Below are 24,931 nucleotides of genomic sequence, written 5' to 3' on the forward strand. Positions count from 1 at the left end.
GCGCCAATCAGCCACGGTTCGGCGAGGAGCGCGGCCGTCACAGCCTCTTCCGACGGGAACGGGCGTCCGGTGTACCCGCCCCGTCACACACTGTCCGACCTGCCCTATACGGTTGATCCGCAGCACACGGGGCGACCGCTGCCGCGCGAGCGCCCCGGGATCCGCAGACGTAAGGGGAGCGTCGTGAAACCCACTCTGGCCGCCGCGCAGCTTCGGGGCAGTCTGACGCAGTACCTCACGACGACCTACGCGCTCGCCGACGACGACACCCGGCGGGCGTTGGAGCGGTTCCTGGGGGATCCCGAGTCGGGGATCTTCCGGGGGCCGTACCTGCGCATCAGGACGCCGTTCCACAAGGCGGACGACGGGTGGGAGCGGCATCTGGAGTGGCGGCCCGGGTTCACGCCGTGGCGGCACCAGGCCAAGGCGTGGCAGCGGCTCAGCACGCTGGGCGGCAGGGCGGCCGAGCCGACGCTCGTGACGACCGGCACAGGTTCCGGAAAGACGGAGTCGTTCCTGGTGCCGGTGCTCGACCACTGCCGACGGCAGAAAGCGCTCGGGCGGCGCGGCGTGAAGGCCGTACTGCTGTATCCGATGAACGCGCTCGCCACCGACCAGGCGGGCCGCATCAGCGACTATCTGACCGCGCCCGACCTCGCCCAGGTCACCGCGGGGCTGTACATCGGCGACCGGCCGGACACCGACTTCCGGCGGGTCATGACACGCCGCGAGGAGATGCGCGTCTCCCCGCCCGACGTACTGATCACCAACTACAAGATGCTGGACCTGCTGCTGCAGCGCGGTGAGGACCGGTCCCTGTGGGAGGGCGCGGACGTCACGTACGTGGTGCTGGACGAGTTCCACACCTACGACGGCGCCCAGGGCACCGACGTGGCCATGCTGCTGCGCCGACTGGCGACGGCGGTCGGCGCGACGCTACCGGACCGGCCGCTGGGGCGGATCTGCCCCGTGGCCACCTCCGCGACGCTCGGGGCGGGGCGGGCGGGCACGTCGTCCGGGGGCATCCTGGACGTGGCGGCCCAGGTGTTCGGCATGCCGTTCACGGCGGACGCGGTCATCGGCGAGGAGCGGATGACCGCCGAGGAGTTCACCGGTGAGGTCGACTACGCGCTTCCCGAGCCGCCCACTCCGCAAGAGGTCATCGCGGCGTCGGGCGGCGTCGGCGTGGAGGCGAAGCCGGACCTGCTGGACCTGGACGGGCTCGCCGCGCACATGCTGGGTCAACGGGGCCTCGACGCGTTCCGTATCGGCCGTCTGCTGAAACGGCACGACTTCACGCAGGGCATCCTCGCGCTGCTCGACGGCGAGCCGCTGGACGAGTGGGGTCTGCGGGACCGGCTCGCGCGCTTCGGATACGCCTGGGGGCGCACCGCCCGGGAGAACCCGCAGCTGGTGCTGCAAGCCCTGGCCCGTTTCGTGGCCCTGCTGTCCGCCGCGCGGGACCCGGACTCCGACGAACGGCGTCCGCGTCCCCTGCTGCATGTCGAGGCCCATCTCTGGGTGCGGCCGGTGACGCGTGTGCTGCGTGGGGTCGGCAGGACACCGGAGTTCCGCTGGTACGAGGACGACCGCGCACAGGCCCGGCGCGCGGCCCTGGCCGCAGCTCCCCCCTCGGACGAGGAGGACGGTCTCTCCGCGGGCCATGGGTCCTCGGGCGGAGCGAACCGGCCGCAGCCGCTGGCAGGTACGGACACGGCGGTGCGCCCCGCACAGGTGCACCTGCCCGCCGTGTACTGCCGCGCGTGCGGGCGATCCGGCTGGGCCACGCTCTCCCCGGAGGCCGACCCGCAGCAACTCGTCATGGCACAGGACCGGATCTGGCGGGCCGGAGTCGGCCGGGACAAGCGCCGCATCCGCTACTTCATCTCCGCGACCGATCCGGAACGGTGCCAGGCCCTCGACGCACTGGCCGGGCGACTACCCTCGGGCAGTGGCGTCGATCCGCTCTCCGTGGTGGTGCTCGACGGGGCGCAGGGCACCTACCGGCTGCCGACGGCGGGAGACGACGGGGACCTGGTCGACGCCTGGTTCGCGCTCGCGCTGCTCGACAAGAAGACCGCCGACAAGGCGGCCAAGGACGACCGCTGTCCGGCGTGCAACACCGACAACAGCATCCGGTTCCTCGGTACGGCGCAGGCCGCGCTGGCCTCGGCCACGGTCACCCAGCTCTTCACCGGCGGAGACATCGCGCTGGTTCCGGAGGAGCGCAAGACGCTGCTGTTCAACGACTCCACGCAGGACGCCGCACACCGCGCCGGATACGTCGCCAACGCCTCGTACAAGTTCTCGCTGAGGTCGCTGCTGGCGCACAACCTCGACGAGTCCGGGGCCACGACCGCGCTCAACGACCTGATCGGCAACGTTCTCGACTCGGTGGACGATCCAGAGGCACTGGCCGCCGTAGTTCCACCGGATCTGCATGACGAACCGGGCGTGGACCGGGTGTTGTCGGGCCGCGGCACAGGCGATGCGCGTACCTGGCGGCTGATCGGTGAACGGCTGGCCTTCGCCACGGTCATGGAGTTCGGACTGCGGTCACGGCTCGGACGCACTCTGGAGCTCACGCGGACCGCCGCCGCCGAGGTCGTCGTCGAGAACCCCGAGCGGGTCACCGATCTCGCCCGCGATCTGCATCTCGCGTTGCCGGGCCAGATGGTGATGACGGGCGGGCTCCCGACTCCCGAGCGGTATCTCGCCTATGTGCGGGGCCTTCTGGAGCGGCTGCGGCTGCGCGGCGCGGTCCGCCACCGATGGCTGGAGCAGTGGATGCGGGAGGCCGGCGCCGACCGGTTCCTCATCAGCGGGCGGCGGCCCGACGGCATGCCCGCCTTCCCCGAAGGTGTCGCCCCGCCGCGGTTCCTGCTGGACGGGCAGAAGGACCGGACCGAGTTCGACGTGATCACCGGCCGGCAGGCCTGGTTCCAGGACTGGACCCGCCGCTGCCTCGGGCTGGACGCCGCCGGGGCCACCGAGTACCTCCGTCGCCTGTTGCCCGCCCTCGCCGACGAGCACGTGCTCAGCGTGCGGACGGCGAAGGACCGCACCACGCGCGTCTACGGTCTCCAGCCCGGCCACATCCAGGTACGGCTGCTGGACGACTCGATCGTCAACAAGGCGTTCGTGGCATGCGAGGACTGCGGCTGGCAGCAGGTCGTTCCTCCAGAGAGGCGCACCCGCTGGTACGGCCACCCGTGCCCGCGCTACCGGTGCAAGGGATACCTGACACCGCCGCAGCCGGGCATGCGGCGCTCGACGCCGACCGCCCCGGCCGACGGCAGCGGGGGCGTCACCGGCGCGGGCTTCGGTGCTCTCCAGGAGCGCGACTACACGAACGACTACTACCGGCGGCTGTACCTGACCGGTGGCACCTTCCGTGTGGTGACGGCCGAGCACACCGGCATGCTGACCCGCGCGCAGCGGGAGCAGGTGGAGCGGACCTTCCGGGCCGGCACGCACTACACCGACCCAAACGTGCTGTCCTGCACCCCCACGCTGGAACTCGGCATCGACATCGGCGACCTCTCGGCCGTGCTGATCGGCTCACTGCCGAAGGGGCCCGCGAACTACGTCCAGCAGTCGGGCCGCGCGGGGCGAAAGACGGGCAACGCGCTGGTCGTCGCCTTCGGCGGACGCCGTGCCCGGGACCTGTACTACCTGGACCAGCCCCGGGAGATGATCGCCGGCGACATCGTGCCGCCGGGCTGCTACCTGTCGGCGGTGGAGATCCTGCGGCGGCAGTACACCGCGTGGTTGCTGGACCTCGCCGCGCACGGAGAGCTCACCACCGCTGACGGCGAACGCCTGCAGCCGGTGCCCCGGCTCGCCTCCGCCCTCTTCGGTACGACGGGCTGGTGCCAGGACCTCGCGGACGCCGCGCAGACACACGGGGCGACACTCGTGGAGCGGTTCCTGGCCCTGTTCCCCGCAAGCGACGCGCTCACGCCGACCCCGGTCGGCCCCACCGCACCGGACGGCGACGACGATGACGCCGGAGTGTCCACGCACGCCGCCGGCGAACTCCGGAAGTACGCGGCCGACGGCATCGTACGAGCTCTCCAGGAGGCGGAGGAGGGCTGGACAGGGCGGCAGGAGGAACTGCGGCGCAGGATCGCCGCGATCGACGAGGCCGTCGACTCCCTGGCCCCTACCGACGAGGTCCAGGACCGGGAACGGCGGGAACTGTTCGCCGAACGCCGCAGCACCGGAGACCTGCTGCGGGAGCTGAGCCGTACCAGCGCGCACGGCACACTCGTCGAACTGGGACTCCTGCCGAACTACAGCCTGGCCGACACCACGACCCAGCTGGAAGCCACCCTGTACTGGTCCGAGGCGCCTGCGGACAGCGACGACCCGTCCGAGACAGGAAACCCGAGAGAAGCCGGGCCGCCCGCCGGTACCGAGCGCGTCCATCGCAGCGAGACCCGCGACTACGAACGCTCCCGCAGAACAGCCCTCACCGAACTGGCCCCCGGCAACAGCTTCTACGTCAACGGCTACAAGCACGTGGTGCGTGCCCTCGACATCGGCAGTCCCGAGCGCCGGGCCTGGTCGGTGTGGCGGCTCTGTCCCGCCTGCGGATACGTGCGCACGCAGAACGCGCAGGCCGACACCTCGCCCTGCCCGCGCTGCGACGGGCGGGAGATCGCCGACGCGGGCTGCGTGCAGTACGTGCTTCAGCCCCGCCGGGTCGTCGCCCGGGACAAGCGGGACGACGCCCGGGTGCGGGACGACCGCGACGAGCGGGCCCGTCGGCAGTACGCGGTGCTCACCACCGTGGACATCGATCCCGACCATCTGGCCATCGACTCCTGGCGGCACAAGACGGCGACCTTCGGCGTGGACTTCTCCCGTAAGGCCGTCATCCGAACGCTGAACCTGGGACTCGACCGGCAGGACGGCAGCTCCACGGTGCCGCTGGCCGGCGAGGAAGTACGGATCAACCCGTTCTACGTCTGCACGACCTGCGGTGGCGCGACGGCGGAGGGCCGGCCGGTCGTCGACCAGCCGCAGCACGCGCTGACCGACTCGGGGGCCGCCGTCACGAAGGGCAGCGCCCACCACCTGTTGTGGTGTCCCCGGCGGCGCGCACACGGCTCCGCACGCGGAGCGGGCGAAGGCGCGGCGGGCCAGGACGTACCACTGCTGCTGGCCCACGAGCTCACCACGGAAGCCGTACGCATCCTGCTGCCCGCCTCCGTGACACGGGCCCGGGAACGGCTCGCCTCCTTCACCGCGGCACTGTTCGCCGGTATCGCGGCACGCTACGGCGGCGACCCCGACCACATCGACATCGCCGCCGCCTCGATGCCGGACAGCCCGGACCAGCTCGGCGCGGACTTCCCGCGGCGCTTCCTCGTCGTCTACGACCGGTTGCCCGGCGGCACCGGCTACCTGCACCGGCTGGCGTCCTCCGACGGCTTCCGCGAGGTACTCCTCAAAGCGCGCGAGGTGATCGACGACTGTGCGTGCCAGCAGAAGGAGCTGGACGGCTGCCACCAGTGCCTGTTGCGCCGGGTGCCCCCGTCGGACTACGACCGCGTCTCGCGCCGCGAAGTGCAGTCCATGCTGGACGAACTCCTCGGCGCCGACGGCGAACGCTGGCAGACCTCGCGGATTTCGACGACCCGTCAGATCCCGCTGGAGCGACAGGCGGAGAGCGACCTGGAGGTCATGTTCGTCGACACACTGGAGGAGTGGGCCAAGCAGCCCGAGTCCCGGGCGACGGCGGACACGTACACCACTCCGGCCGGCACGCGGGCGCTCGATCTCCGGCTGACCACGGGTGATGGAACGACCGTGAGCTGGCGGGTCTCCCAGCAACGTGTACTCGACGGAACCCGGCCCGACGTCCTCTTCGAGCGGCTCGACGCACCGGGCCCACGGCTCGCCGTCTACCTGGACGGATATCGCTACCACGCGAGTACCGAGCACAACCGTCTCGCGGACGACGCGGCAAAGCGCGCCCGGCTGCGGGCGGACGGACTCCGGGTGTTCCAGCTGACCTACCCCGACATAAAGGAGTGGCGGAACCGGGTCCGCGACACCGGATACGCCGGGACCGCTCCCGTGGACCCGGTGTGGCAGCCCTACGACGAGGAGGCCCAGAAACGGGCACGCGCCTACTACGAGCGCACACGCGGCGGTCTGCCGGGGGAGCTCTCCGAGACCGTGTGGGTCAACCCGGCCGAGCTGCTGCTCGCCTATCTCCGCGCCCCCGACGCCGGGCACTGGCACCACCGGGCCGAAGCCGCTGTCGCCGGGCTGGTCGGGACAGCTGGCCTGCGGGACACACCGGTGCTGGCGGACGCGGTCGGGCCGGCCGTCGAAGCGGCTCTGCGGGGCGAACACTCCGACGCGTCGAAGGGACCCCTGCGCGTCCTGACGGCGACAGACCGGTCCGGATGCCGACTCGTCCTGGTCGCCGACGTACGGCATCGGCCACCGGTCTGGACCGGGCTGACGCTCCTGGACGACAGCCCCCACGCCGTCGCGGACGAGGCGACCCACAAGCGGCGTTGGCGGGCATGGCTGTACTGGAGCAATCTGTTGCAGTTCCTGGAGCACGGCGGAGGCGACAGCGCACAGCTCACCACCGCGCTGCTGGACGGCTTCCGTGCCGACGTTCTCACCGTGACCGGCGGAGCGGGGTGGCTGTCCTCGACCCGGATCGTCTACGCCGCCGACGACGGCTCGCGGCGGGAAGCCGACAGCCTGCCGCCGGTGACCGTCACGACCGGCCTACCCGCGGTGCCCGCGAGGACAACCGAGGAAACGCCCTCCGGGTCCCGCCCGAAGCGCGACGGCGCCTGGGACGCGGTTCTGGAGTACGTGGACCCCGACGAAGCGGGACTGGCCGAGCTGGCCCACGCGCTCGCCGAACTGGGCGTTCCCGCGCCCGAGGACGGCTTCGAACTCGACGAACACGGCTGGCAGGCCGAACTGGCCTGGCCGAACGCCCGGCTGGGTGTGGTTCTGGCATCACAGGGCACGGCCGAGGATCCGGACATCGAGGCCCAGGACCGCGACCGTGCCTTCGCCGCCGCGCTGTGGGACGTACGGCCGGCGGGCGGGTGGACCGCGGAGGAGATCGCCGGCCGTCTCGGCGTCAAAGGTGAGCGTGAGCGGACATCGAACAGTCCCGCGGATCACAGCCGGTCAGGCACGGCTACGACCGGGTACGACGAGAAGAAGAACGAGGACGGGGAGTCGGCATGACGAAGACCGGGGGCGTGACGCTGCGCTTGCTCGACAAGGCGGACAAGGAGATCCTCCGGCTGCCACGCACGGTCAAGGGCGCTCTGTTCGACTTCCAGCACAAGTTCAAGGACAACCCGCGCACCCCCGGGCTCAAACTCAAGCAGCTCAAGGGCGACAGCAGGATCTGGTCCGCGCGCATCAACGACGAGTACCGGGCTCTGCTGCTCCGACTGGCCGAGAACGACTGGCTCATCGTCTCGGTCAAACACCGTAAGGAGGTCTACGACCGGCTGGCCTACGGGATCAACCACGTCACCGGTGGCATCGAGTACGTCGACCTCCAGGTGGTGGAGGACAGCATCCTGCGACGCATTCCACCGCAGGAACCGTCGCCCGCCGCCCCGGCCACGCCCGCCGAAGCCCCGCCCCACTCAGCTCAACCGTTGTTCGCCGCCTGGAACGACGCGCAGTTGAGCGAGCTGGGTGTGGCGGAGCCCCTGGTCCCGGTCATCCGCACCCTCACCACCGAGGAGCAGCTCCTCGGACTGATCGAGTACGCGCCGCAGCTCACCGGTGAGGTTTTGCTGGCGCTGTACGACGGAAAGCCCTTCGCCGAGGTACGGGACGAGGTCACCGCACCCGTCGCTGCCCCCGACCCTGTCGACACCGAGGACTTCCGGACGGCCGCCGAGCGGCCTGCCACGGTCGTCACCACGTCCGACGACGCCCTGCGCGAGGCGCTGGAGGCCGGGGACTTCGGCCGCTGGAAGGTCTTCCTCCACCCCGCCCAGTCCAAGCTGGTCGAGCGCCGCTACTCCGGCCCGGCCAGGGTCGGCGGTGGCCCCGGCACCGGCAAGACGATCGTCGCCCTGCACCGCGTCCGACACCTCGTGTCCCAGCTGCCGCCCGGCCACACCAAGCCCGTGCTGCTGACCACGTACAACAAGAACCTCGCCGCCGATCTGCGCTCCCGGCTCCTGGAACTGGGCGGCGAGCAACTGCTGTCACGGGTGGAGGTCAGCCACGTCGACCAGCTCGCTCTGCGGGTTGTACGGGAAGCCGAGCCGGGCAGCCGTAAACAGACCATCGACGACAGCCAGGCCGTAGGGGAATGGCGGGCGATGCTCGACGAACTCGGCGAGAGCGGCTGGGATGCGGAGTTCCTCCACGACGAGTGGACGCAGGTCATCCTCGGACAGGCCGTCGGCACCCGCACCGACTATTTCCGCGCCCGCCGCGCCGGACGGGGCAAGAACGTGGGCCGGGCCGAGCGAGCCGCCATCTGGCAACTCGCCGAGCGCTTCACCCAGCGCCTGGACCGGCTCGGACGTCAGACGTGGGACCAGGTGGCCGAGCGTGCCGCCCGCCTTGAGATAGGGCGGGAACAGCGTATCCGCGCGATCGAGGGCCGGCGGGAGGAGGCGGGCGGCCTGGACAACATCCACGTCCAGGACGGCTCCGGTGGCTGGCTGCGCTACCGGTACCGGCACATCGTGGTCGACGAGGCGCAGGACCTGCGCCCCGCACACTGGAAGATGCTGCGCGCGATGACGGCCCGTGAGGCGGACGACCTGTTCCTGGTCGGCGACACCCATCAGCGCATCTACAAGAACCAGGTGACACTCGGCAGTCTCGGCATCAACATCCGCGGACGGTCCGCGAAGCTCAGCCTCAGCTACCGGACGACGCGACAGATCCTGCGCTCCGCACTGGAGGTACTCGGCGAGGAGACCTACGACGACCTCGACGGCAGTTCGGAGACCCTCGCCGGGTACCGTTCCGTGCTCAGCGGCGGTACGCCCGGCATGCACCCGTCCTCGGACTGGCACTCGGAACGTGAGGCGATCGCCGCGCACATCCTGGCCTGGGACGCCCATCCGGACGAACGGATCGCGCACGAGCAGATCGCCATCTGTGTCCCCACCAACCGCATGGCGAGCGAACTGGGAAGCACGTTGGGGGAACACGGCATCCGAGCCTTGGAGATCGGCGCCGACGGCGCGCGCGGCGAGCCCGGGATCCACATCGGGACCATGTTCCGGTTCAAAGGGTTGGAGTACCAACGCATGATCATCGCCGGGGTCAGCGACGGTCTGGTCCCCCGCGAGCAGGTCAACCAGCTACGCCAGACGGACCCTGCCCGCTACCGCAGGGAAGAACAGCGGGCGCGGTCCCTGCTTTTCGTAGCGGCGACCAGGGCACGGGACAGCCTCGACATCTTCTGGCACGGCAGTCCGAGCCCGTTCCTGCAACGTCTTCTCTTCTAAGAGCCCTGAAGGCGAAGGGTGAACCCCAGCGGGGCTGAGGCCGACAATCAACCTCAGCCTCGCTGCCGCTATTCCCGGCCCCCTTGGTCTCGTGGGGTCGGCGCAGCACCGCGCCCGCGGACACCCCCGCTTGCCGGCGGATCTCAGGCGGTAGAGCCAGACCGCTGACGATCAGACCATGAGCACTCCTCCAACCAGTAGGAGTGTCGGAGAGGTACAAGCCAGAAGCGGGCACTGGCCGCACCTCTGGACTTTGCCACGGCCGCCGTCATCCAGGACAGACGCCGTCTGCACCAGGTGGGGGCCACGCCGCCGTCGATCTCCAGCCTCACCATTCGTGGCTACGCTCGTAGCCGCGCGGTCCGGTTTGAACCGGGTTCAGGCTAGCCCTTCGATCTACGAAATAAGGCCCCTGACCAGCGATTTAGCAGACCAGGGGCCCTGGACGGCAGACGAGTCGGGCTGTACGCCGGGTTCTGTCGCCCGGTCGCCTCGCGGCGGCCGGGGAGACGGCCATCCATCTAGGACCGGCGTTGCCGCCGGCCTCGTGCGGTCTACCCGCGGACTCGGGCGGGCAGCCCTCGAACGTCCGCGCAGAAACACCGGGGTGTTTCCTTTTGACCTTGCTCCGGGTGGGGTTTACCTAGCTGCCCAGGTCGCCCTGGGCACTGGTGGTCTCTTACACCGCCGTTTCACCCTTACCGGAGGCCGAAGCCTCCGGCGGTCTGTTTTCTGTGGCACTGTCCCGCGAGTCACCTCGGGTGGCCGTTAGCCACCACCCTGCCCTGTGGAGCCCGGACGTTCCTCGGGAAGCCTCCGTCAAGAGGACTCCACGCGGCCGTCCGCCCGGCTCGTCTGCCGTGTCGACCATGCTACCCGGCGTGTGCCTTTGACCGGACCGGAGCCGGAACCGGGTCCCGCCGTCGCCAGGACCGAGCCCGCCAGGATCAGGGTGAAGGCCGCCGCGATGGTCGGCGTCAGTTCCTCGCCCAGGAACAGGGCACCGGCCGCCACCGCGACTGCCGGGTTGACATACGTGAAGACCGTCGCGCGGGTGGGGCCGACCTCCTTGATCAGTTCCAGGAAGGCCACGAAGGCGAGTGCCGTGCAGATCGCGCCCAGGCCCACCAGGGCCACGAGTACCGATGTCGACGGCATCTCCGACGGCCAGGACATGCCCGCCGCCGGCGCGTAGACCAGCGCCGCCAGTGCCAGGCAGGGTGCCGTGAGCTGGAGGGTCGGGACGTCCTTCAGCCGGCGGGCCGCGATCAGCGGCGCCGTCGCGTAGCCCAGGACCGTGAGCATGACCTCGCCCAGGGAGCGGGCGTCCCCGCCCGTCAGGTGCGGGACCGTCAGTACGCCCACCCCCACCAGGCCAAGCGCCAGCCCCGCCAGCCGCCGTACGTCCAGCTGCTCCGTGTCGCCGAAGAAGCGGGCCAGGACCACGCCCACGATCGGGACGCCCGCGATCAGCAGGCCGGCCGTGGAGCTGGACAGGTGCCGTTCGGCATCGGTGAGGGTGAACCAGGGGCCGATGATCTCTATGCACGCGAAGGCCAGCATCGGCAGCCAGTGGGCGCGGACCGTGCGGAACAGGCCGCCCTGCCGTATCGCGAAGGGGAGGAGAAGGACCGCGCCCAGGGCGCAGCGTGTGAACACCACCATGGACGGGGAGAGCGGGGCGTCCACCGCCACCTTGATCATCAGGTAGGGGATGCCCCAGACGACTCCCATCAGGGAGAACAGGAACCAGCCGCGTGCAGTCATGAGAGAGACCATGCGCCCGCTCAGTACCTGCCGTCTTGAACGCTGTTGCGGTACGCCGCCGGGGTCACCCCCAGCACCCGCCTGAACCAGCGGGTCAGATGCGCCTGGTCCGCGAAGCCGACGAGCGAGGCCACCTCCGCGGGGCGCAGGCCGGTGTCGAGGAGGCGGCGGGCCCTGGTCACGCGGTACTGGGCCAGCCAGGCGTACGGCGGCAGGCCCATCGTCGTACGGAAGGCGCGCAGGAGCTGGTAGCGGGAGAGGCCCAGGTCGGCGGCGAGGGCTGCCAGGGAGGGGGGTTCCAGTAGCTCGTCGGCCAGGCGGTCTCGTACGACTGTGGCGATGCGGTCGGCTCCGGGGATCGCGTCCGTCGTCGAACGGGCCGTGGAGTGGCGGCGGGCCAGGGCCGTGAGCAGCCAGGGGAGGCGCGACTCGGCCTCCAGGGGGTCGGGGCAGGTGTTGAGGTCGGTGTGGGTGCGCAGGATGGCGGCGGCCAGTTCCGGGTCGTCTATCAGCGGTTCGCGGAAGTGCGGGAGGCCGTCGGAGAACGTGCCGTCCGTGAGGAGTGCGGGGGCGGCGTACAGGGCGCGGTAGGCGTAGCCGTCCGTCGCGTTGCCGGGGCCGCCCGTGTGTACCTCGCCGGGGGCCAGGACGACGATGGAGCCGGGGCCCGGGCGGATGTGGCCGCCGCGGTAGTCGATGACCTCGGAGCCGTCCACGCAGACGCCGACGGTGAACTCGTCGTGGGCGTGCGGGGCGTAGACGTGCTTGTCGAAGCGGGCGGTCAGCAGGTCGAGCGAGGGTCCGCAGCGGCCCAGCCTCGCCCTTGTCCACAGTGCCTGTTCGGCCATGCGCCCCTACCCCCTTGGCCCCCCGTGTTCCTTACTGGGAGTGGAACGCCTTCAGGCCTCTTTTCCATGCCGCGGCCAGGTCGGCGTCGTCCGGAAACCTTCCGTGGATCTCCAGGATCACCATGCCGTGCGCGAAGGCCCACAGGGACCGGGCCATGTCCGCATCCCAGTCGCAGGCCCGCATCAGCGGCATCGCGGCCCGGTCCTCCAGGCCGGGCGGGAGAGCGGCGCGCGGGAGGGGGCGCTCGGTGGCCAGGCAGTAGAGGTGGGGGTGGGCGAGGGCGTAGGTGCGGTACGCCTCCGCGAGGGCCGGGAGCGAAGCGGGCTCGCGTTCCTCCACCGCCTCCAGGGCCGCCGCCGATTCCTCCAGCATCTGTGCGATCAGCTCCACCTCGACGGCGTGCTTGTCGGGGAAGTGCTTGTAGAGGGAGGGCGCCTTGATGCCGAGGCGGTCGGCGAGCGCGCGCAGCGTGAGCGCGGCCGGCCCGGACTCCTCCAGGAGCGTCCGGGCGGCGGTCGCGATCTCGCGGGCGCGGGGGGTCAGGCGGTCGGCGGTGGGTCGGTCAGTCACGCTGGTAGCCCTCCTTCGTGCGCAGTCCGTAGCCGAAGGCGCGATCGTACGAGATGTGGGCGAGCCATCCGCACAGGGCCGCGAAGGCGGGGGCCCAGGCGAAGACGGGCTGGACCGAGTACGCGACCGCCAGGGTCAGGGGGACGAGGGCCCGGTGCATCGCGTTGTAGTACGGCACCGCGCGCGGGGCCAGCTGTCCCTTCGCCATACGGGGCGCCTCGTCCAGGGCGACCAGGAAGGTCAGGTCCGGCAGGACGAAGAAGACGAGGGCGAGGGTGCCGGCGGGCCAGCCGTGGTTGACGGCTTCCAGGATCGCGACGGCGGACCAGATCAGGGCGTTCGCGAGCCAGGCGGTGCGGCGGAGGAGGGACCGGGCGGAGCGGTGGGTGGTGGTGGTCGTGACCGTACTCATGGCTGCCTCCTGTTGCGGAAGAGAGTGACCGACGGAGTGGCTAACATCGTTAGCCGCCCCTGGTCACGACCGTACGGCTAACAGTGTTAGCCGTCAAGGGGTGCCGAACACTCGGGCAGGCGATCACGGCGACGATCACGCGGGCGATCACACAGGCGATCACGCGGGCGCGAAGCGCACGGGCGCCGTTCCCGGATCGGCCCGCGTGAGCCGGACCCGTAGGCGTTCACCGAGGGGCAGGCGGTCGCCCTCGATCCGGCCGATGATCGCCGGAGACTCCAACTGGACCTTCCCGGCCGTGAGTTGACGGCCCGCGAGTCGAGGGTCCATGGGTTGACGGTCCGCGGGTTGACGGTCCATGGGCCGGCGCTCCTCGACCTCCACCACGTATCCCTCGAAGACCTCGCCCACCCGGTCCTTGAGCAGCGCCGCCTCCACGATGTCCACGCACGCGCGCTCCACCGTGCCCGCGAGCCGGCTGCCGTTGGCCATCTCCTTCGGCAACACGTCCAGCGCTGCGAGCACCCAGTCCGGCGGGGGCTCGCCGACCCCGGCCGCGAGGCAGATCTCGGACGCGTACCGGTCGGCGAGCCGCCTCAACGGCGCCGTGCAGTGGGCGTAGGGGGCGGCGACCGCGGCGTGCGTGGTGATCGGCGGGAGAGCCCCGTCCCGGAAGACGGTGTAGCCCGCGCCGCGCAGCAACGTCGTGCACTCCTGGAGGAAGGCCGCGTGGTGCGGTCGGTGCGGGTCGAGGGAACGGATCAGCTGGGCGTACGAGACATGGTGCGGCCACTCGATGCGCAGCGCGTGCGCGGTACGACGCAGACGGCCGACGGCGCCGTCCGGGGCGGCCGGGAGGGTGCGCAGCACGCCCGTGCCGACCGCCAGCATCAGATCCGCGGCCGCCATCCCGGTCAGCAGGGAGATCTGCGCGTTCCAGGCCCCGGCGGGCAGCGGTGCCCGGTAGCCGAGCTCGTACGCGTGGTTCCGCTCGATGATCTCCTGCTCGGGCACGTTCAGTGAGATCCCGCCCCGCTCGACCTCCAGCCGCTGCCGCGCCTGCCCGATCTCCTCCAGCAGCGCGAGCGGCTCGTCGGCCGTCTTCTGGTCGATCTGCCGCTGTACGCCGTCGTAGTCGAGCTTGGCCCGGCTGCGGACGAGGGCGCGGCGGACGTCGACGGCGCCGGTGCGGCCTTCCGCGTCGAGGTCGATCGTCCAGAGGGCGGCCGGGCGGACCTGGTCCGGGAGGAGGCCGGCGGCGCCCTCACTCAGCGGCGCGGGATGCAGCGGGATCCTCTCGTCCGGGAAGCACAGCGTGGCCACCCGACGGTGGGCCTCCGCGTCCAGCGCCGCTCCCGGTGCGACGAAGGCGGCGACGTCCGCGATGGCGTAACGGACGCGGTAGCCGGCGCTGCCCCGCCGGGACAGGTGCATCGCCTGGTCGAGGTCGGTCGACGTCGGCGGGTCGATGGTGAAGAGGGGGATGTCCGTGGCGTCGTACGACGGAAGGGCGGGGGCCTTCGCGGCCCGCTCGGCCTCGGCGAGCACCTCGGGCGGAAAGCTCTCCGGGACGCCGAGTTCGGAACGCAGTGCGGTGAGGGCGGCCCGGAGGGGGGCTTCGGGGGCGCCGGTCACGCGGATGTGGCGGCGGGGCATGTAGCGAGCGTAGGGCCGTGGCCGCCTCGGGGCACGCCGTACGCTGTCGCAGAGCTCAAACAGAAGGAGATCTTCCGTGCTGGTCCTGCTGCCTCCCTCCGAAGGCAAGGCGACCTCCGGCCGTGGCGCCCCGCTGAAGCTGGAGTCGCTGTCCCTGCCCGGCCTGACCCCCGCCCGTGAGGCCGTGCTCGGCGAGCTGGTCGACCTGTGTGCCGGGGACGAGGAGAAGGCGCGCGAGGTGCTCGGGCTGAGCGAGGGGCTGCGGGGCGAGGTGGCGAAGAACGCCGGGCTGCCGACGGCCGGTGCCCGGCCCGCGGGGGAGATCTACACGGGTGTGCTGTACGACAACCTCGACCTGGCTTCCCTGGACGCTGCCGCGAAGAGGCGTGCCGCCCGGTCCTTGCTCGTCTTCTCCGGGCTGTGGGGTGCGGTCCGGGTGACCGACAGGATCCCCTCGTACCGCTGCTCGATGGGTGTGAAGCTGCCCGGGCTCGGGGCGCTGGGCTCCCACTGGCGGACGGCGATGGCGGACGCGCTGCCGGAGGCCGCCGGGGACGGGCTGGTGCTGGATCTGCGCTCCTCCGCCTATACGGCCGCGTGGAAGCCGAAGGGCGAGGTCGCCGGGCGGACGGCGAGCGTACGGGTGCTGCACGCGCCGACCCGCAAGGTGGTCAGCCACTTCAACAAGGCGACCAAGGGGCGGATCGTGCGAAGTCTGCTGACGGCGGGCGCGGCGCCCAAGGGGCCGGCCGCGTTGGTGGAGGTGCTGCGGGACCTCGGTCACGTGGTGGAGGTGGAGCCACCGAAGGGGGCGGGGAAGGCGTGGACGCTGGATGTGCTGGTGGACGAGGTTCACTGAGACCCACCTCTACTGAGGCGTCCACTGGCGCCCATGCCCAGGCGCCCCGCGCCGGTCCTCCGGGCATTGCAGCATATGCAACGAGCTTTGCGCATGCTGCGACGCCTCGGCAGTATGGTGCCATGCCCACCTCGCTGCTGGATCTCGCCCCCGTCGTGCCCGTCGTCGTCCTCGATGACGCCGCCGACGCCGTACCGCTCGCGCGGGCGCTGGTCGCCGGTGGGCTGCCGGCGATCGAGGTGACGTTGCGGACGCCGGTCGCGCTGGAGGCGATCCGCGCGATCGCCGGTGCGGTGCCGGACGCGGTGGTCGGGGCGGGCACGGTGATCACGCCGGAGCAGGTGAAGGAGTCGGTGGCCGCCGGGGCGCGCTTCCTGGTCAGCCCGGGCTGGACGGACGTGCTCGTGGAAGCCATGCGGGCGTCCGGGGTGCCGTTCCTGCCGGGGGTGTCGACCACCTCGGAAGTGGTGGCACTGCTGGAGCGCGGGGTGCGGGAGATGAAGTTCTTCCCGGCGCAGGCGGCGGGCGGGACGGCGTATCTGAAGTCCCTCGCGGGGCCCCTGCCGCAGGCGCGGTTCTGTCCGACGGGCGGGATCGGTGCCGCGAACGCGCCCGAGTACCTCAGCCTGCCCAACGTCGGCTGTGTGGGCGGAACTTGGATGATTCCCGCGGACGCCGTCGCCGCCAAGGACTGGGGGCGGATCGAGACGCTGGCGCGGGAGGCGGCGGGACTCAGGCCGGGCGGCTGACCTGCTCCGCACTCCGGTACGGGCACGGGCACGGGCACGGGCACGGGCACGGGCACGTTGAGACCCGGAAACCCGGAGCGGCCCGCGGAGATCCTTCGGAAACGGCGAAGGTCAGCGCAGGTGAGAGGTGTCGTTGAAGAGTCGCACGCTCGCGTTGCCGTCCGCGTAGTAGGCCACCGCCGACAGGGAGGCGGCCGAGAGCTCCATGCGGAACAGGGACTCGGGCGGGGCGCCCAGGGCGAGGCGTACGAACGTCTTGATCGGGGTGACGTGGGTGACGAGGAGGACCGTGCGGCCCGTGTACGCCGCCACCAGCTTGTCCCGCGTCACCGCGATCCGGGTCGCGGTCGCCGCGAAGCTCTCGCCGCCGCCGGTCGGGCGGGCCTCCGGGTCGGCCAGCCAGGCGTTCATGTCGTCGGGGTAGCGCTCGCGGACCTCGCCGAACGTGAGCCCCTCCCAGGCGCCGAAGTCCGTCTCGCGCAGCCCGTCGTCGACGCTCACCTCCAGGCCGAGACGTGCGGCGACGATGCCCGCTGTCTCACGGGTACGGGCGAGGGGCGACGCGACGATCGCCTGAATCGTGCCGCGTTGGGCCAGCGCGGCCCCGACCCGCTCGGCCTGCTCCCGGCCGACGTCCGAGAGGGACGGATCGGTACCGCCACTCCCCGAGAACCGCTTCTGCGGAGTCAGCGGTGTCTCACCGTGCCGCAGGAGGACGAAGGTCGCGGGCGCCCCCATGTCGGCGGGGGCCCAGCCGGGACTCGCGACGGTGCGCGCGGCCCGGACATCGGCCTCGGCCTTCGCCCCGGCACTGCCGGCCTCCCCCCTGTCCTCCACCACCGGGGCCGCGAGCCGCGCGGCGCGTGCGTCCAGCTCTGCCGTGGACGCCGACGGCGACCACTGCTCGCCGCGCTTGCCCGCGTCCATCGCCTCGTTCGCGAGCCGGTCCGCGTGCTTGTTCCGCTCGCGAGGGATCCACTCGTACGTCACCTGCTCCGGAGGGAGGGCGCGGGCCGCCTCCGTCGCCAGCGGCTTCATGTCGGGGTGCTTGATCTTCCAGCGGCCCGACATCTGCTCGACGACCAGCTTGGAGTCCATGCGGACGTGCACCGTGGCCGACGGGTCCAGGTCACGGGCGGCCCGGAGCCCCGCCAGCAGCCCCCGGTACTCGGCGACGTTGTTCGTGGCGACGCCGATGTACTCGGCCGCCTCCACCAGCGTCTCCCCCGTCGCCGCGTCGATCACGACGGATCCGTAGCCCGCGGGCCCCGGGTTTCCCCGTGACCCGCCGTCCGCCTCGACGATGAACTCCCGCACGGCACAAGCCCCTTACAGTCGCCCTGGCAATCGTCCTGGCAGTCGCCCTGGCAGTCGCTCTTACAGACCGGACTCGGCCGTGCGCACCAGGATGCGACGGCAGTTCTCGCAGCGCACCACGGTGTCGGGGGCGGCCGAGCGGATCTCGTTGATGTCGGTGATCGCCAGCTCCTGGCGGCAGCCCTGGCAGGTGCGCTGGTACAGCCTGGCCGCGCCGATGCCGCCCTGCTGCTCGCGCAGCTTGTCGTAGAGCTTGAGCAGGTCCGCGGGGATGGTGCCCGCGATGACCTCGCGCTCCTTCGTCACCGTGGCCACCTCGCCGTCGATCTCCTCGAACGCGGCGTCGCGGCGCGCGCTCGCGTCGTCGATCTTCGACTGGACGGAGGAGACCCGCCCGGTGAGTTCGGCGACCCGCTCCTCCACGGACTCGATGCGCTCCATGACCTCCAGGACGACGTCCTCGAGGTCGCCCTGCCGCTTGGCGAGGGAGGTGATCTCGCGCTGGAGGTTCTCCAGGTCCTTCGGGGAGGTCACGGCACCGGAGTCCAGTCGCTGCTGGTCGCGGGCGGCGCGCTGGCGCACCTGGTCCACGTCCTGCTCGGCCTTGGTCTGCTCGCGGGCGGTGTCGCTCGCCTCGGTCTGTGCGGCCACCAGCAGGTCGCGCAGCTGGTTGTGGTCCTTGGTCAGCGACTCGATCTCGGCGTGCTCGGGCAGCGACTTCCGCCGGTGGGCGAGCTGCTGCAGCCGGACGTCGAGTGCCTGGACGTCGAGGAGTCGGATCTGGTCGGCGGGCGCGGCGTTCAGTTGGGGGCTCCTGCGGTTGCGTCAGAGGAGGCCGCATGGGCCGTCCAGGGGTCGGTGACCGTCTTGGACACATGGACCCTGAGGTCCCATCCGTGCCGGTCGGAGATCTCGTCGAGCTGGGTTGCGGCCAGCTCGCACCAGGGCCACTCGGTGGCCCAGTGCGCCGCGTCGAGCAGCGCGAGGCGGCTTTGGGCGGTGGCCTCGGAGGCCGGGTGGTGGCGCAGGTCCGCGGTGAGGAAGGCGTCCACTCCGGCCGCGCGGACCTGGTCGAAGAGGCTGTCGCCCGAGCCGCCGCTGACGGCGACCGTTCGGACCGTCGCCTCCGGGTCGCCGGCGACGCGGATGCCCTGCGCGGTGGCGGGCAGCCGCTCGGCGGCACGGGCCGCGAACTCCTTCAGGGACAGCGGGTGGTCCAGCTCGCAGACGCGGCCGAGGCCCCGGCGTCCGGACGGATCGGTGGCGTCCGGCACCAGGGGCCCGACCACGCGCAGGTCCAGCGCGCCGGCCAGCGCGTCGCTGACGCCCGGGTCGGCCGTGTCCGCGTTCGTGTGGGCGACGTGCAGCGCGATGTCGTTCTTGATCAGGGTGTGCACGACGCGGCCCTTGAAGTGGGTCGCCGCGACCGTCGTCGTACCGCGAAGGTAGAGCGGGTGGTGGGTGACGAGCAGGTCGGCGCCCAGCTTCACCGCCTCGTCGACGATCTCCTGGACCGGGTCGACGGCGAACAGGACCCGGGTGACCTCCTGGTCGGGGTCGCCCACGACGGTGCCGACCGCGTCCCAGGACTCGGCCCGCTCGGCGGGCCACAGGTTCTCCAGTGCGGCGATGACTTCAGACAGACGGGGCACGAGCAAAAGGCTACCTGGCTGATCTGTGCCGCTGAACCGATGTCCCGGTCCCGGCACCACGATCCCGGTTGCAACGAACGGGACGATGCCGGAACCCGGCCCCGCCCCCGGCCCCCGTCAGCACACCGGCACCCGTTTCCTCAGGCGAATCGTTCCTTGGCCATCCTTATGTGTGAAGCAGGAGCCAGGTGGTCCCACGTGTGTGCGTGCGAAAACTAGCTTCGTCGCCGGAGGTGACCAGACCATGACGGCGTGTGCGATCGAGCCCGAGGCTGCCCCCGAGGACGGCGCCCCGCAATCGGGCTGCACCATCACCGCGGACGGCGCCTACGCCGCGCGGCTCGCCCTGGACGGCGGCTCCTGGTTCCCGGAGCGCTGGACGCTGGACGGCCCCGAGCCGTACGCCGTGCCGCTGCCCGGCAACCAGCCCGAGGAGCCCGGCACCGAGGTGCAGCCGATGGGCGACGGGCGGGTGCTCATCCGCCGGCCGACGGACGGGCGGCATGTCTTCTCGCTGCTCTACCCGACCGGGCCCGCCACCGGCGAGGTGCTGCTCGGCGCGGTCGAGTGCCCGGACGAGGACACCAGGCTGCGGCTGCTGCCTCCCGCCCCGGGCGGCGAGCAGGCGTACGCCCTCGCCGTGGGCCGGCACACCAGCACGGTGTGGCTGGTGGCGGGCGGCGCTTTCGGGCCCGAGCACGTGGCGGAGGTCCCGGGGCGCTGCTCGGGCGGGGTGTGGCTGGATCGTGCGGGGCGGATGCTGGTGCTGGACCGTGAGATCGGCGGCCGGACCAAGGCGGTCGTGGTCGACCTGGAACGTGCCGGCGAGGTCTCGCCCCTTCTGCAGATCGCCGACGCCAGCGACGACCGGCTGTTGCTCGCCGACCCGGACAGCGGCCTGCTGCTGATCCGCTCGGACGCGCCCTCGCCGGGCGAGGACCGGCTGGGCTGGGGGGTGCTGGGCAGCACGCTGCCGGTGCGTTTCCCGGAGTGCCTGCGCCTGCCCGAGGGTGCCGTCACGCCCTTCGCCATCCAGCCGGGGCAGGTGCTGATGCCGGAGAGCTGCGAGGTGGCACTTCGGGTGGACGGGCCCGTCGGCAGCTGGGTGGGGCTGTGGCGGCCGGACCGGCGGCGGCTGCACCATCTCCCGGCGCCCGAGGGGTGGTTGGCGGGCGTCGGGCTGTGGACCAGGGACGGGGTGCTCCAACTGCCGTACGCCACGGCCGAGGTGCCGTGCGGCGTGGCGCGGATGGTGGCGCCCCCGGGGGAGACGGGGGAAGCGGGGGATGCAGGAGGATCGGGGGGCGCGGGGGGATCAGGAGGCGCGGGGCCGGAGGATCCGGTCCGGGACGGTGCGACTGCCCTGGCGGCGGACGGGAGTTCGTCCCCGTCGCCGGGCACACAGTCCCCGCCCGCATCGGATCCTCCGGAACCTGTCGCGCCGCGTCCCGTGCCGTTGCAGCAGGCGCCCTTGGGACGTCTTGTAACGAAATAGTGCCGATGGGCGTGCCCGTCTGGATTCGAACAGAGGGCAGCCGGTTAAACTCGCCCGGCTGTTAGAAAGATCATGTTAACGGGGTGAATCCTTCCGATGAGCGACGCACGCACCATGCAGCTGTCCGCCGAGGCCCGGGAAGACGCAGGCCGCGGCCGGCACCGGGGTCCGGTTTCGGTCCAAGACGGTGACTCGGCCCCTCGCGGCCGGCACCGCAGGCCGGACAAGGACGCCGAGGCGGCTGCCTGACGGTTACACGGTTACGCAGGGAGGGCCCCGCACGTCGACCGACGTGCGGGGCCCTTCCGTCTCTCCACCCGCGCTCTCTACCCGCGCCGGAGCCCCAGCACCTCCGCCGCCGCGAACGTCTCGCCTACCGGCCGCTCCGCGTAGTGCGGGGTGAGCAGGGCGTCGAGTTCGTCGTAGGTGAAGGTGTCCTGCTTGCTGTCGAACTTGGCCTGCACGCTGGGCCGTTCGACGATCGCCACCATGCCGCCGTGTACGACGAGCAGCTGCCCGTTGACGCGGGCGGCGGCGGGTGAGGCCAGATAGCCCACGAGCGGGGCGACGTGTTCGGGGGCGAGCGGGTCGAGGCCCTCCGTGGGCTGCTCGAAGCCGGCGAAGACGTCCTCGGTCATCCGGGTGCGGGCGCGCGGGCAGATGGCGTTGGCCGTGACGCCGTACTTGGCCAGGGCGAGGGCGGTGGAGGTGGTCAGGCCGACGATTCCGCCTTTCGCCGCCGCGTAGTTGGGCTGTCCCGCGGAGCCCGCCAGGAACGCCTCCGACGACGTGTTCACGATCCGCCCGAACACCGGCCCGCCCGCCGCCTTGGACCTCTCACGCCAGTGCGCGGCCGCGAAGTGGGTCGTGTTGAAGTGGCCCTTGAGGTGGACGCGGATCACCGAGTCCCACTCGCCCTCGGTCATGGAGAAGACCATACGGTCGCGCAGGATGCCCGCGTTGTTGACCAGGATGTCCAGCCTGCCGAACTCACCGATCGCCGACTCGACCAGTTCGCGGGCCTGCTGGAAGTCGGCCACGTCCCCGGTGTGGGCGAGCGCCCTGCCGCCCGCCGCGCGGATCTCGGCGGCGACCTGTCCGGCGGGGCCGGCGGAGGCCTCCCCCGAGCCGTCCCGGCCCGGCTGCCCGAAGTCGTTGACGACGACGGCGGCGCCGAGCCGGGCGAGTTCGAGCGCCTCGGCGCGGCCCAGGCCCCGGCCCGCGCCGGTGACGATGGCCGACAGTCCCTCAAGTGGCAGTGACATGCGCATCCTTGGAGTCATCAGATCTCGATGCACGTACGAAGCGCCGTGCCCGTCCGCATCTGGTCCAGTGCCTCGTTGATCTCGCTCAGCGGCACCCGGTGCGTGATCAGGCCCTCCAGGTCGATGCGGCCCGCCCGCCACAGGGCGATGGTGCGCTCGTAGGAGCGCAGGACGTCGCCGCCGCCGTACATCGAGGGCAGGATCCGCTTCTCGTCGAAGAACAGCTCGAACATGTTGAGCTGCAGGAAGTCGTCCATGGCGCCCGCGCCGACGACCACGAGCGTGCCGCCGCGCCGGGTGTTCTCGTACGCCGTCCGGGCGGTGGCCGACCTGCCGACGACCTCGAAGACGTAGTCGAAGCCCTCGCCTCCGGTGACCTGCTGCTTGGCGTCGGCCAGCTCGTCCGGCGAAACCGCCTTCGTGGCGCCGAACCTGAGGGCGGACTCGCGGCGCGAGGCGACCGGGTCGACGGCGACGATCTCGGCGGCGCCCTTGAGCCGCGCGCCCTGGATCGCGGAGATGCCGACGCCGCCGCAGCCGATGACGGCGACCGACGAACCGGCCTCCATGTCGGCGGTGTTGAGGGCGGCGCCCAGGCCGGTGGTCACCCCGCAGCCGATCAGCGCGGCGATGTCGAAGGGCACGTCGTCCGGTATCGGCACCGCGCAGCCCGCGTCGACGACGACCTCCTCGGCGAAGGTGCCGGTGCCCGCGAAGCCGAACACATCGGCAGGGGTGCCGCCGCGGCGCCTGAAGTTGGGGGTGCCCGCGTTCATGAACCCGGCCAGACACAGCTCCGTCTGCCCGCGCCGGCAGGCCGGACAGGCACCGCAGGCCGGCAGCCAGCACACGACCACCCGGTCGCCCGGCTTCACATCCCGTACGCCCTCGCCGACTTCGACGATCTCGCCCGCGCCCTCGTGCCCGGGGACGAACGGCGCCGGCTGCGGCAGCACCCCGCTCATCGCCGACAGGTCCGAGTGGCACAGCCCGGTGGCCCGCACCCGGATCCTCACCTTGTCGGGCCCGAAGCCCGTCGCCTCGACGTCGTCGAAGACCTCCAGCTTGTCCTGGCCGATCTCGTGCAGTACGGCTGCGCGCATGGTGCGGCTCCCCTCAACTGCCTGCTTCAGCTACCTGTTTCGACTGCCTGCTTCGACTACCTGCTTCAGCTACCTGTTTCGACTGCCTGCTTCGACTGCCTGCTTCGACTACCTGCTTCAACTGCCTGCTTCAACTGCCCGCCGGATCACGAGTGTTCGACGATGGTGTCGGCGAGGACGGGCGCGTCGTCCCGCTCCGCCGCGCTCACGGCGACCCTGCTGGACTCCGGTGTGCGCCACATGCGGATGCGCAGGGTCTCGCCGGGATACACGACCCCGGCGAACCGGGTGGTGTACGAGCGCACCCGGGTCACGTCGCCGCCGAGCAGCGTGTCGACGACCGCCTTGAGCGTCATGCCATAGGTGCACAGCCCGTGCAGGATGGGCCGTTCGAACCCGGCGACCTTGGCGAAGTCGGGGTCGGCGTGCAGCGGGTTCCAGTCGCCGGAGAGGCGGTAGAGCAGGGCCTGGTCCTCGCGGATCGGGCGCTCGACGGTGCGGTCGGGTGCGCCGGTGGGCGGGTCGAGGCGAGTGGACGGGCCGCGGTCGCCGCCCCAGCCGCCCTCTCCGCGGACGAAGATCTGCGCGTCGCTGGTCCACAACGGGCCGTCGGCGTCGGCGACCTCGGTGCGCATGACCAGGATGGCCGCCTTGCCCTTGTCGTACACGGCGGCGATACGGCCCGTGGCGGTGGCCGTGCCCGCGACGGGGATCGGACGGTGCAGGGTCAGCGACTGGCCGCCGTGCAGGACGCGGGCCAGGTCGACGTCGATGCCGGGCATGGACAGGCTGCTGATCACGCCGGGCGAGCCGGAGCCCGCGACGGTGGCGAAGCTCGGCAGCACGTGCAGCCTGGACTCCAGGGTGTAGCGCAGCTCGTCGGGGTCGGTGGCGGGGCTGCGTTTGTCAGGATTCGCGGCCGCCCCGACGCCGAGGTGGTAGAGCTGGACGTCCTTGCGGTCCCAGGTGATCTCGCCGGAACGGGGCTCGGCGGCGACGGCCTGCGCTGCGTCGATGGGCATACGGCTCCTGTACATGGGCGGCATGAAGACCCCGGTGCGGCCGTCCGCACCGTCGGCCGCACCGAGGTCGCTACGGGCCGATCTAGAACGCGTTCCAGTCCGGCGACCTCTGTATAGCCCAGCACCCGCCACTTGTGAAGGCTCCTGACGGAGTGTCAGCTCGCTGTGGGCGGCAGTAGTCCCGTGACATTTGTCCTGCCGGAGTCCGTACAGGCGGATCTGCCGGGCGGCCGCCTCCTCTCCGTAGCGTCGTCGTCATGACGAACACGACTGGGACGGGAGCCGGGGCAGAGCCCGCGGTGTCCTTCACGGGGGCGGTCAAGAACTTCGGCGCCGTACGCGCCGTCGACGGCGTCGACCTGGCCATCGCGCCCGGCGAGACCGTCGCCCTGCTGGGCCGCAACGGCGCCGGCAAGTCGACGACGATCTCGCTGCTGCTCGGCCTGAACGAACCCGACGAGGGCACGGTCCGCGTCTTCGGCGCTCCCCCGGAGCGGTCGGTGCGCGCCGGGCGGGTCGGCGCGATGCTGCAGGAGGGGCGGGCGGTGCCCAGGGTGACCGTGCAGGAACTGGTCTCCTTCGTGGCCCGCCGCTACCCGGCCCCCATGCCCGTCGCGCGGGCGCTGCGGCTGGCCGGGATCACCGAGCTGGCGGGGCGGCGCGTGGACCGGCTGTCCGGCGGTCAGACGCAGCGTGTGCGGTTCGCCGTCGCGCTCGCCGGGAACCGTTC

At 71.6% G+C, this 24,931-nt stretch carries 15 protein-coding genes, 1 other RNA gene and 2 pseudogenes; 6 read left to right on the forward strand and 12 right to left on the reverse strand.

What is annotated here, in order from left to right:
• The first annotated feature begins 183 nt into the window (after nucleotides 1-183).
• Entirely contained in the window at nucleotides 184-7,236 is a 7,053-nt protein-coding gene (locus ACYUED_RS12745; protein WP_491292402.1) for a DEAD/DEAH box helicase, read from the forward strand.
• Entirely contained in the window at nucleotides 7,233-9,485 is a 2,253-nt protein-coding gene (locus ACYUED_RS12750; protein WP_491292403.1) for a UvrD-helicase domain-containing protein, read from the forward strand. Before ACYUED_RS12745 ends, ACYUED_RS12750 begins: the two co-directional genes overlap by 4 nt.
• Nucleotides 9,486-9,934: 449 nt before the next feature.
• Here ACYUED_RS12750 and rnpB read toward each other — a convergent pair.
• The 6 genes and pseudogenes from rnpB to ACYUED_RS12780 form a co-directional block, all read right to left on the reverse strand.
• Nucleotides 9,935-10,339: RNase P RNA component class A (gene rnpB / locus ACYUED_RS12755), an RNA gene on the reverse strand.
• Nucleotides 10,340-10,469: 130 nt separating this feature from the next.
• A pseudogene (locus ACYUED_RS12760) lies at nucleotides 10,470-11,264 on the reverse strand (DMT family transporter); the annotation flags it as partial.
• 8 nt (nucleotides 11,265-11,272) lie between these two features.
• Entirely contained in the window at nucleotides 11,273-12,100 is an 828-nt protein-coding gene (locus ACYUED_RS12765; protein WP_491292404.1) for an AraC family transcriptional regulator, read from the reverse strand.
• A 31-nt stretch (nucleotides 12,101-12,131) separates the two neighbouring features.
• Nucleotides 12,132-12,671: a TetR/AcrR family transcriptional regulator gene (locus tag ACYUED_RS12770; protein WP_491292405.1), complete on the reverse strand. Its 540-nt coding sequence runs from the start codon at nucleotides 12,669-12,671 to the stop codon at nucleotides 12,132-12,134.
• Nucleotides 12,664-13,083 carry a DUF4260 family protein gene (locus ACYUED_RS12775; RefSeq protein WP_491292406.1) on the reverse strand — a complete coding sequence of 140 codons (420 nt, stop codon included), beginning with the start codon at nucleotides 13,081-13,083 and terminating at the stop codon, nucleotides 12,664-12,666. The genes ACYUED_RS12770 and ACYUED_RS12775 overlap by 8 nt, the downstream gene beginning before the upstream one ends.
• A 159-nt stretch (nucleotides 13,084-13,242) precedes the next feature.
• Complete coding sequence (locus tag ACYUED_RS12780) at nucleotides 13,243-14,739, reverse strand: RNB domain-containing ribonuclease (RefSeq protein ID WP_491292407.1); 1,497 nt, start codon at nucleotides 14,737-14,739, stop codon at nucleotides 13,243-13,245.
• 76 nt (nucleotides 14,740-14,815) lie between these two features.
• Here ACYUED_RS12780 and yaaA point away from each other — a divergent pair, with 76 nt between their 5' ends.
• A complete protein-coding gene (yaaA, locus tag ACYUED_RS12785) occupies nucleotides 14,816-15,598 on the forward strand; it encodes a peroxide stress protein YaaA (RefSeq protein WP_491292408.1) in 783 nt (260 codons plus the stop codon).
• 122 nt (nucleotides 15,599-15,720) lie between these two features.
• Nucleotides 15,721-16,347, forward strand: coding sequence for a bifunctional 4-hydroxy-2-oxoglutarate aldolase/2-dehydro-3-deoxy-phosphogluconate aldolase (eda, locus tag ACYUED_RS12790; RefSeq protein ID WP_491292409.1), 627 nt, complete (start codon nucleotides 15,721-15,723; stop codon nucleotides 16,345-16,347).
• A 111-nt stretch (nucleotides 16,348-16,458) separates the two neighbouring features.
• On the opposite strand, the gene ACYUED_RS12795 is transcribed toward eda, so the two are convergent.
• The 3 genes from ACYUED_RS12795 to ACYUED_RS12805 are packed head-to-tail and all read right to left on the reverse strand — an operon-like array spanning nucleotide 16,459 to nucleotide 19,316.
• Nucleotides 16,459-17,664, reverse strand: a complete 1,206-nt coding sequence (locus tag ACYUED_RS12795) for a bifunctional RNase H/acid phosphatase (protein WP_491292410.1) — start codon at nucleotides 17,662-17,664, stop codon at nucleotides 16,459-16,461.
• A 60-nt stretch (nucleotides 17,665-17,724) separates the two neighbouring features.
• Nucleotides 17,725-18,468, reverse strand: a complete 744-nt coding sequence (locus tag ACYUED_RS12800) for a zinc ribbon domain-containing protein (RefSeq protein WP_491294226.1) — start codon at nucleotides 18,466-18,468, stop codon at nucleotides 17,725-17,727.
• Complete coding sequence (locus ACYUED_RS12805; protein WP_491292411.1) at nucleotides 18,465-19,316, reverse strand: Nif3-like dinuclear metal center hexameric protein; 852 nt, start codon at nucleotides 19,314-19,316, stop codon at nucleotides 18,465-18,467. The genes ACYUED_RS12800 and ACYUED_RS12805 overlap by 4 nt, the downstream gene beginning before the upstream one ends.
• Before the next feature lie 244 nt (nucleotides 19,317-19,560).
• Between ACYUED_RS12805 and ACYUED_RS12810 the strand changes: the two genes are divergently transcribed.
• Nucleotides 19,561-20,811, forward strand: coding sequence for a hypothetical protein (locus ACYUED_RS12810; RefSeq protein ID WP_491292412.1), 1,251 nt, complete (start codon nucleotides 19,561-19,563; stop codon nucleotides 20,809-20,811).
• Between the two features lie 326 nt (nucleotides 20,812-21,137).
• Here ACYUED_RS12810 and ACYUED_RS12815 read toward each other — a convergent pair whose 3' ends face one another.
• The 3 genes from ACYUED_RS12815 to ACYUED_RS12825 all read right to left on the reverse strand — a co-directional run bounded on the left by ACYUED_RS12815 (nucleotide 21,138) and on the right by ACYUED_RS12825 (nucleotide 24,201).
• Nucleotides 21,138-22,082: a 3-oxoacyl-ACP reductase gene (locus ACYUED_RS12815; protein ID WP_491292413.1), complete on the reverse strand. Its 945-nt coding sequence runs from the start codon at nucleotides 22,080-22,082 to the stop codon at nucleotides 21,138-21,140.
• Between the two features lie 11 nt (nucleotides 22,083-22,093).
• Nucleotides 22,094-23,179 (reverse strand): Zn-dependent alcohol dehydrogenase, encoded by a 1,086-nt coding sequence (locus tag ACYUED_RS12820; RefSeq protein ID WP_491292414.1) that lies wholly within the window; start codon nucleotides 23,177-23,179, stop codon nucleotides 22,094-22,096.
• Between the two features lie 146 nt (nucleotides 23,180-23,325).
• Nucleotides 23,326-24,201, reverse strand: coding sequence for a MaoC/PaaZ C-terminal domain-containing protein (locus ACYUED_RS12825; protein ID WP_491292415.1), 876 nt, complete (start codon nucleotides 24,199-24,201; stop codon nucleotides 23,326-23,328).
• Between the two features lie 257 nt (nucleotides 24,202-24,458).
• On the opposite strand from ACYUED_RS12825, the pseudogene ACYUED_RS12830 reads away from it, so the two are divergent.
• Nucleotides 24,459-24,926, forward strand: a pseudogene (locus ACYUED_RS12830) (ATP-binding cassette domain-containing protein); the annotation flags it as partial.
• Nucleotides 24,927-24,931 lie beyond the last annotated feature (5 nt).

The sequence above is a fragment of the Streptomyces sp. DF42 genome (assembly GCF_058267695.1).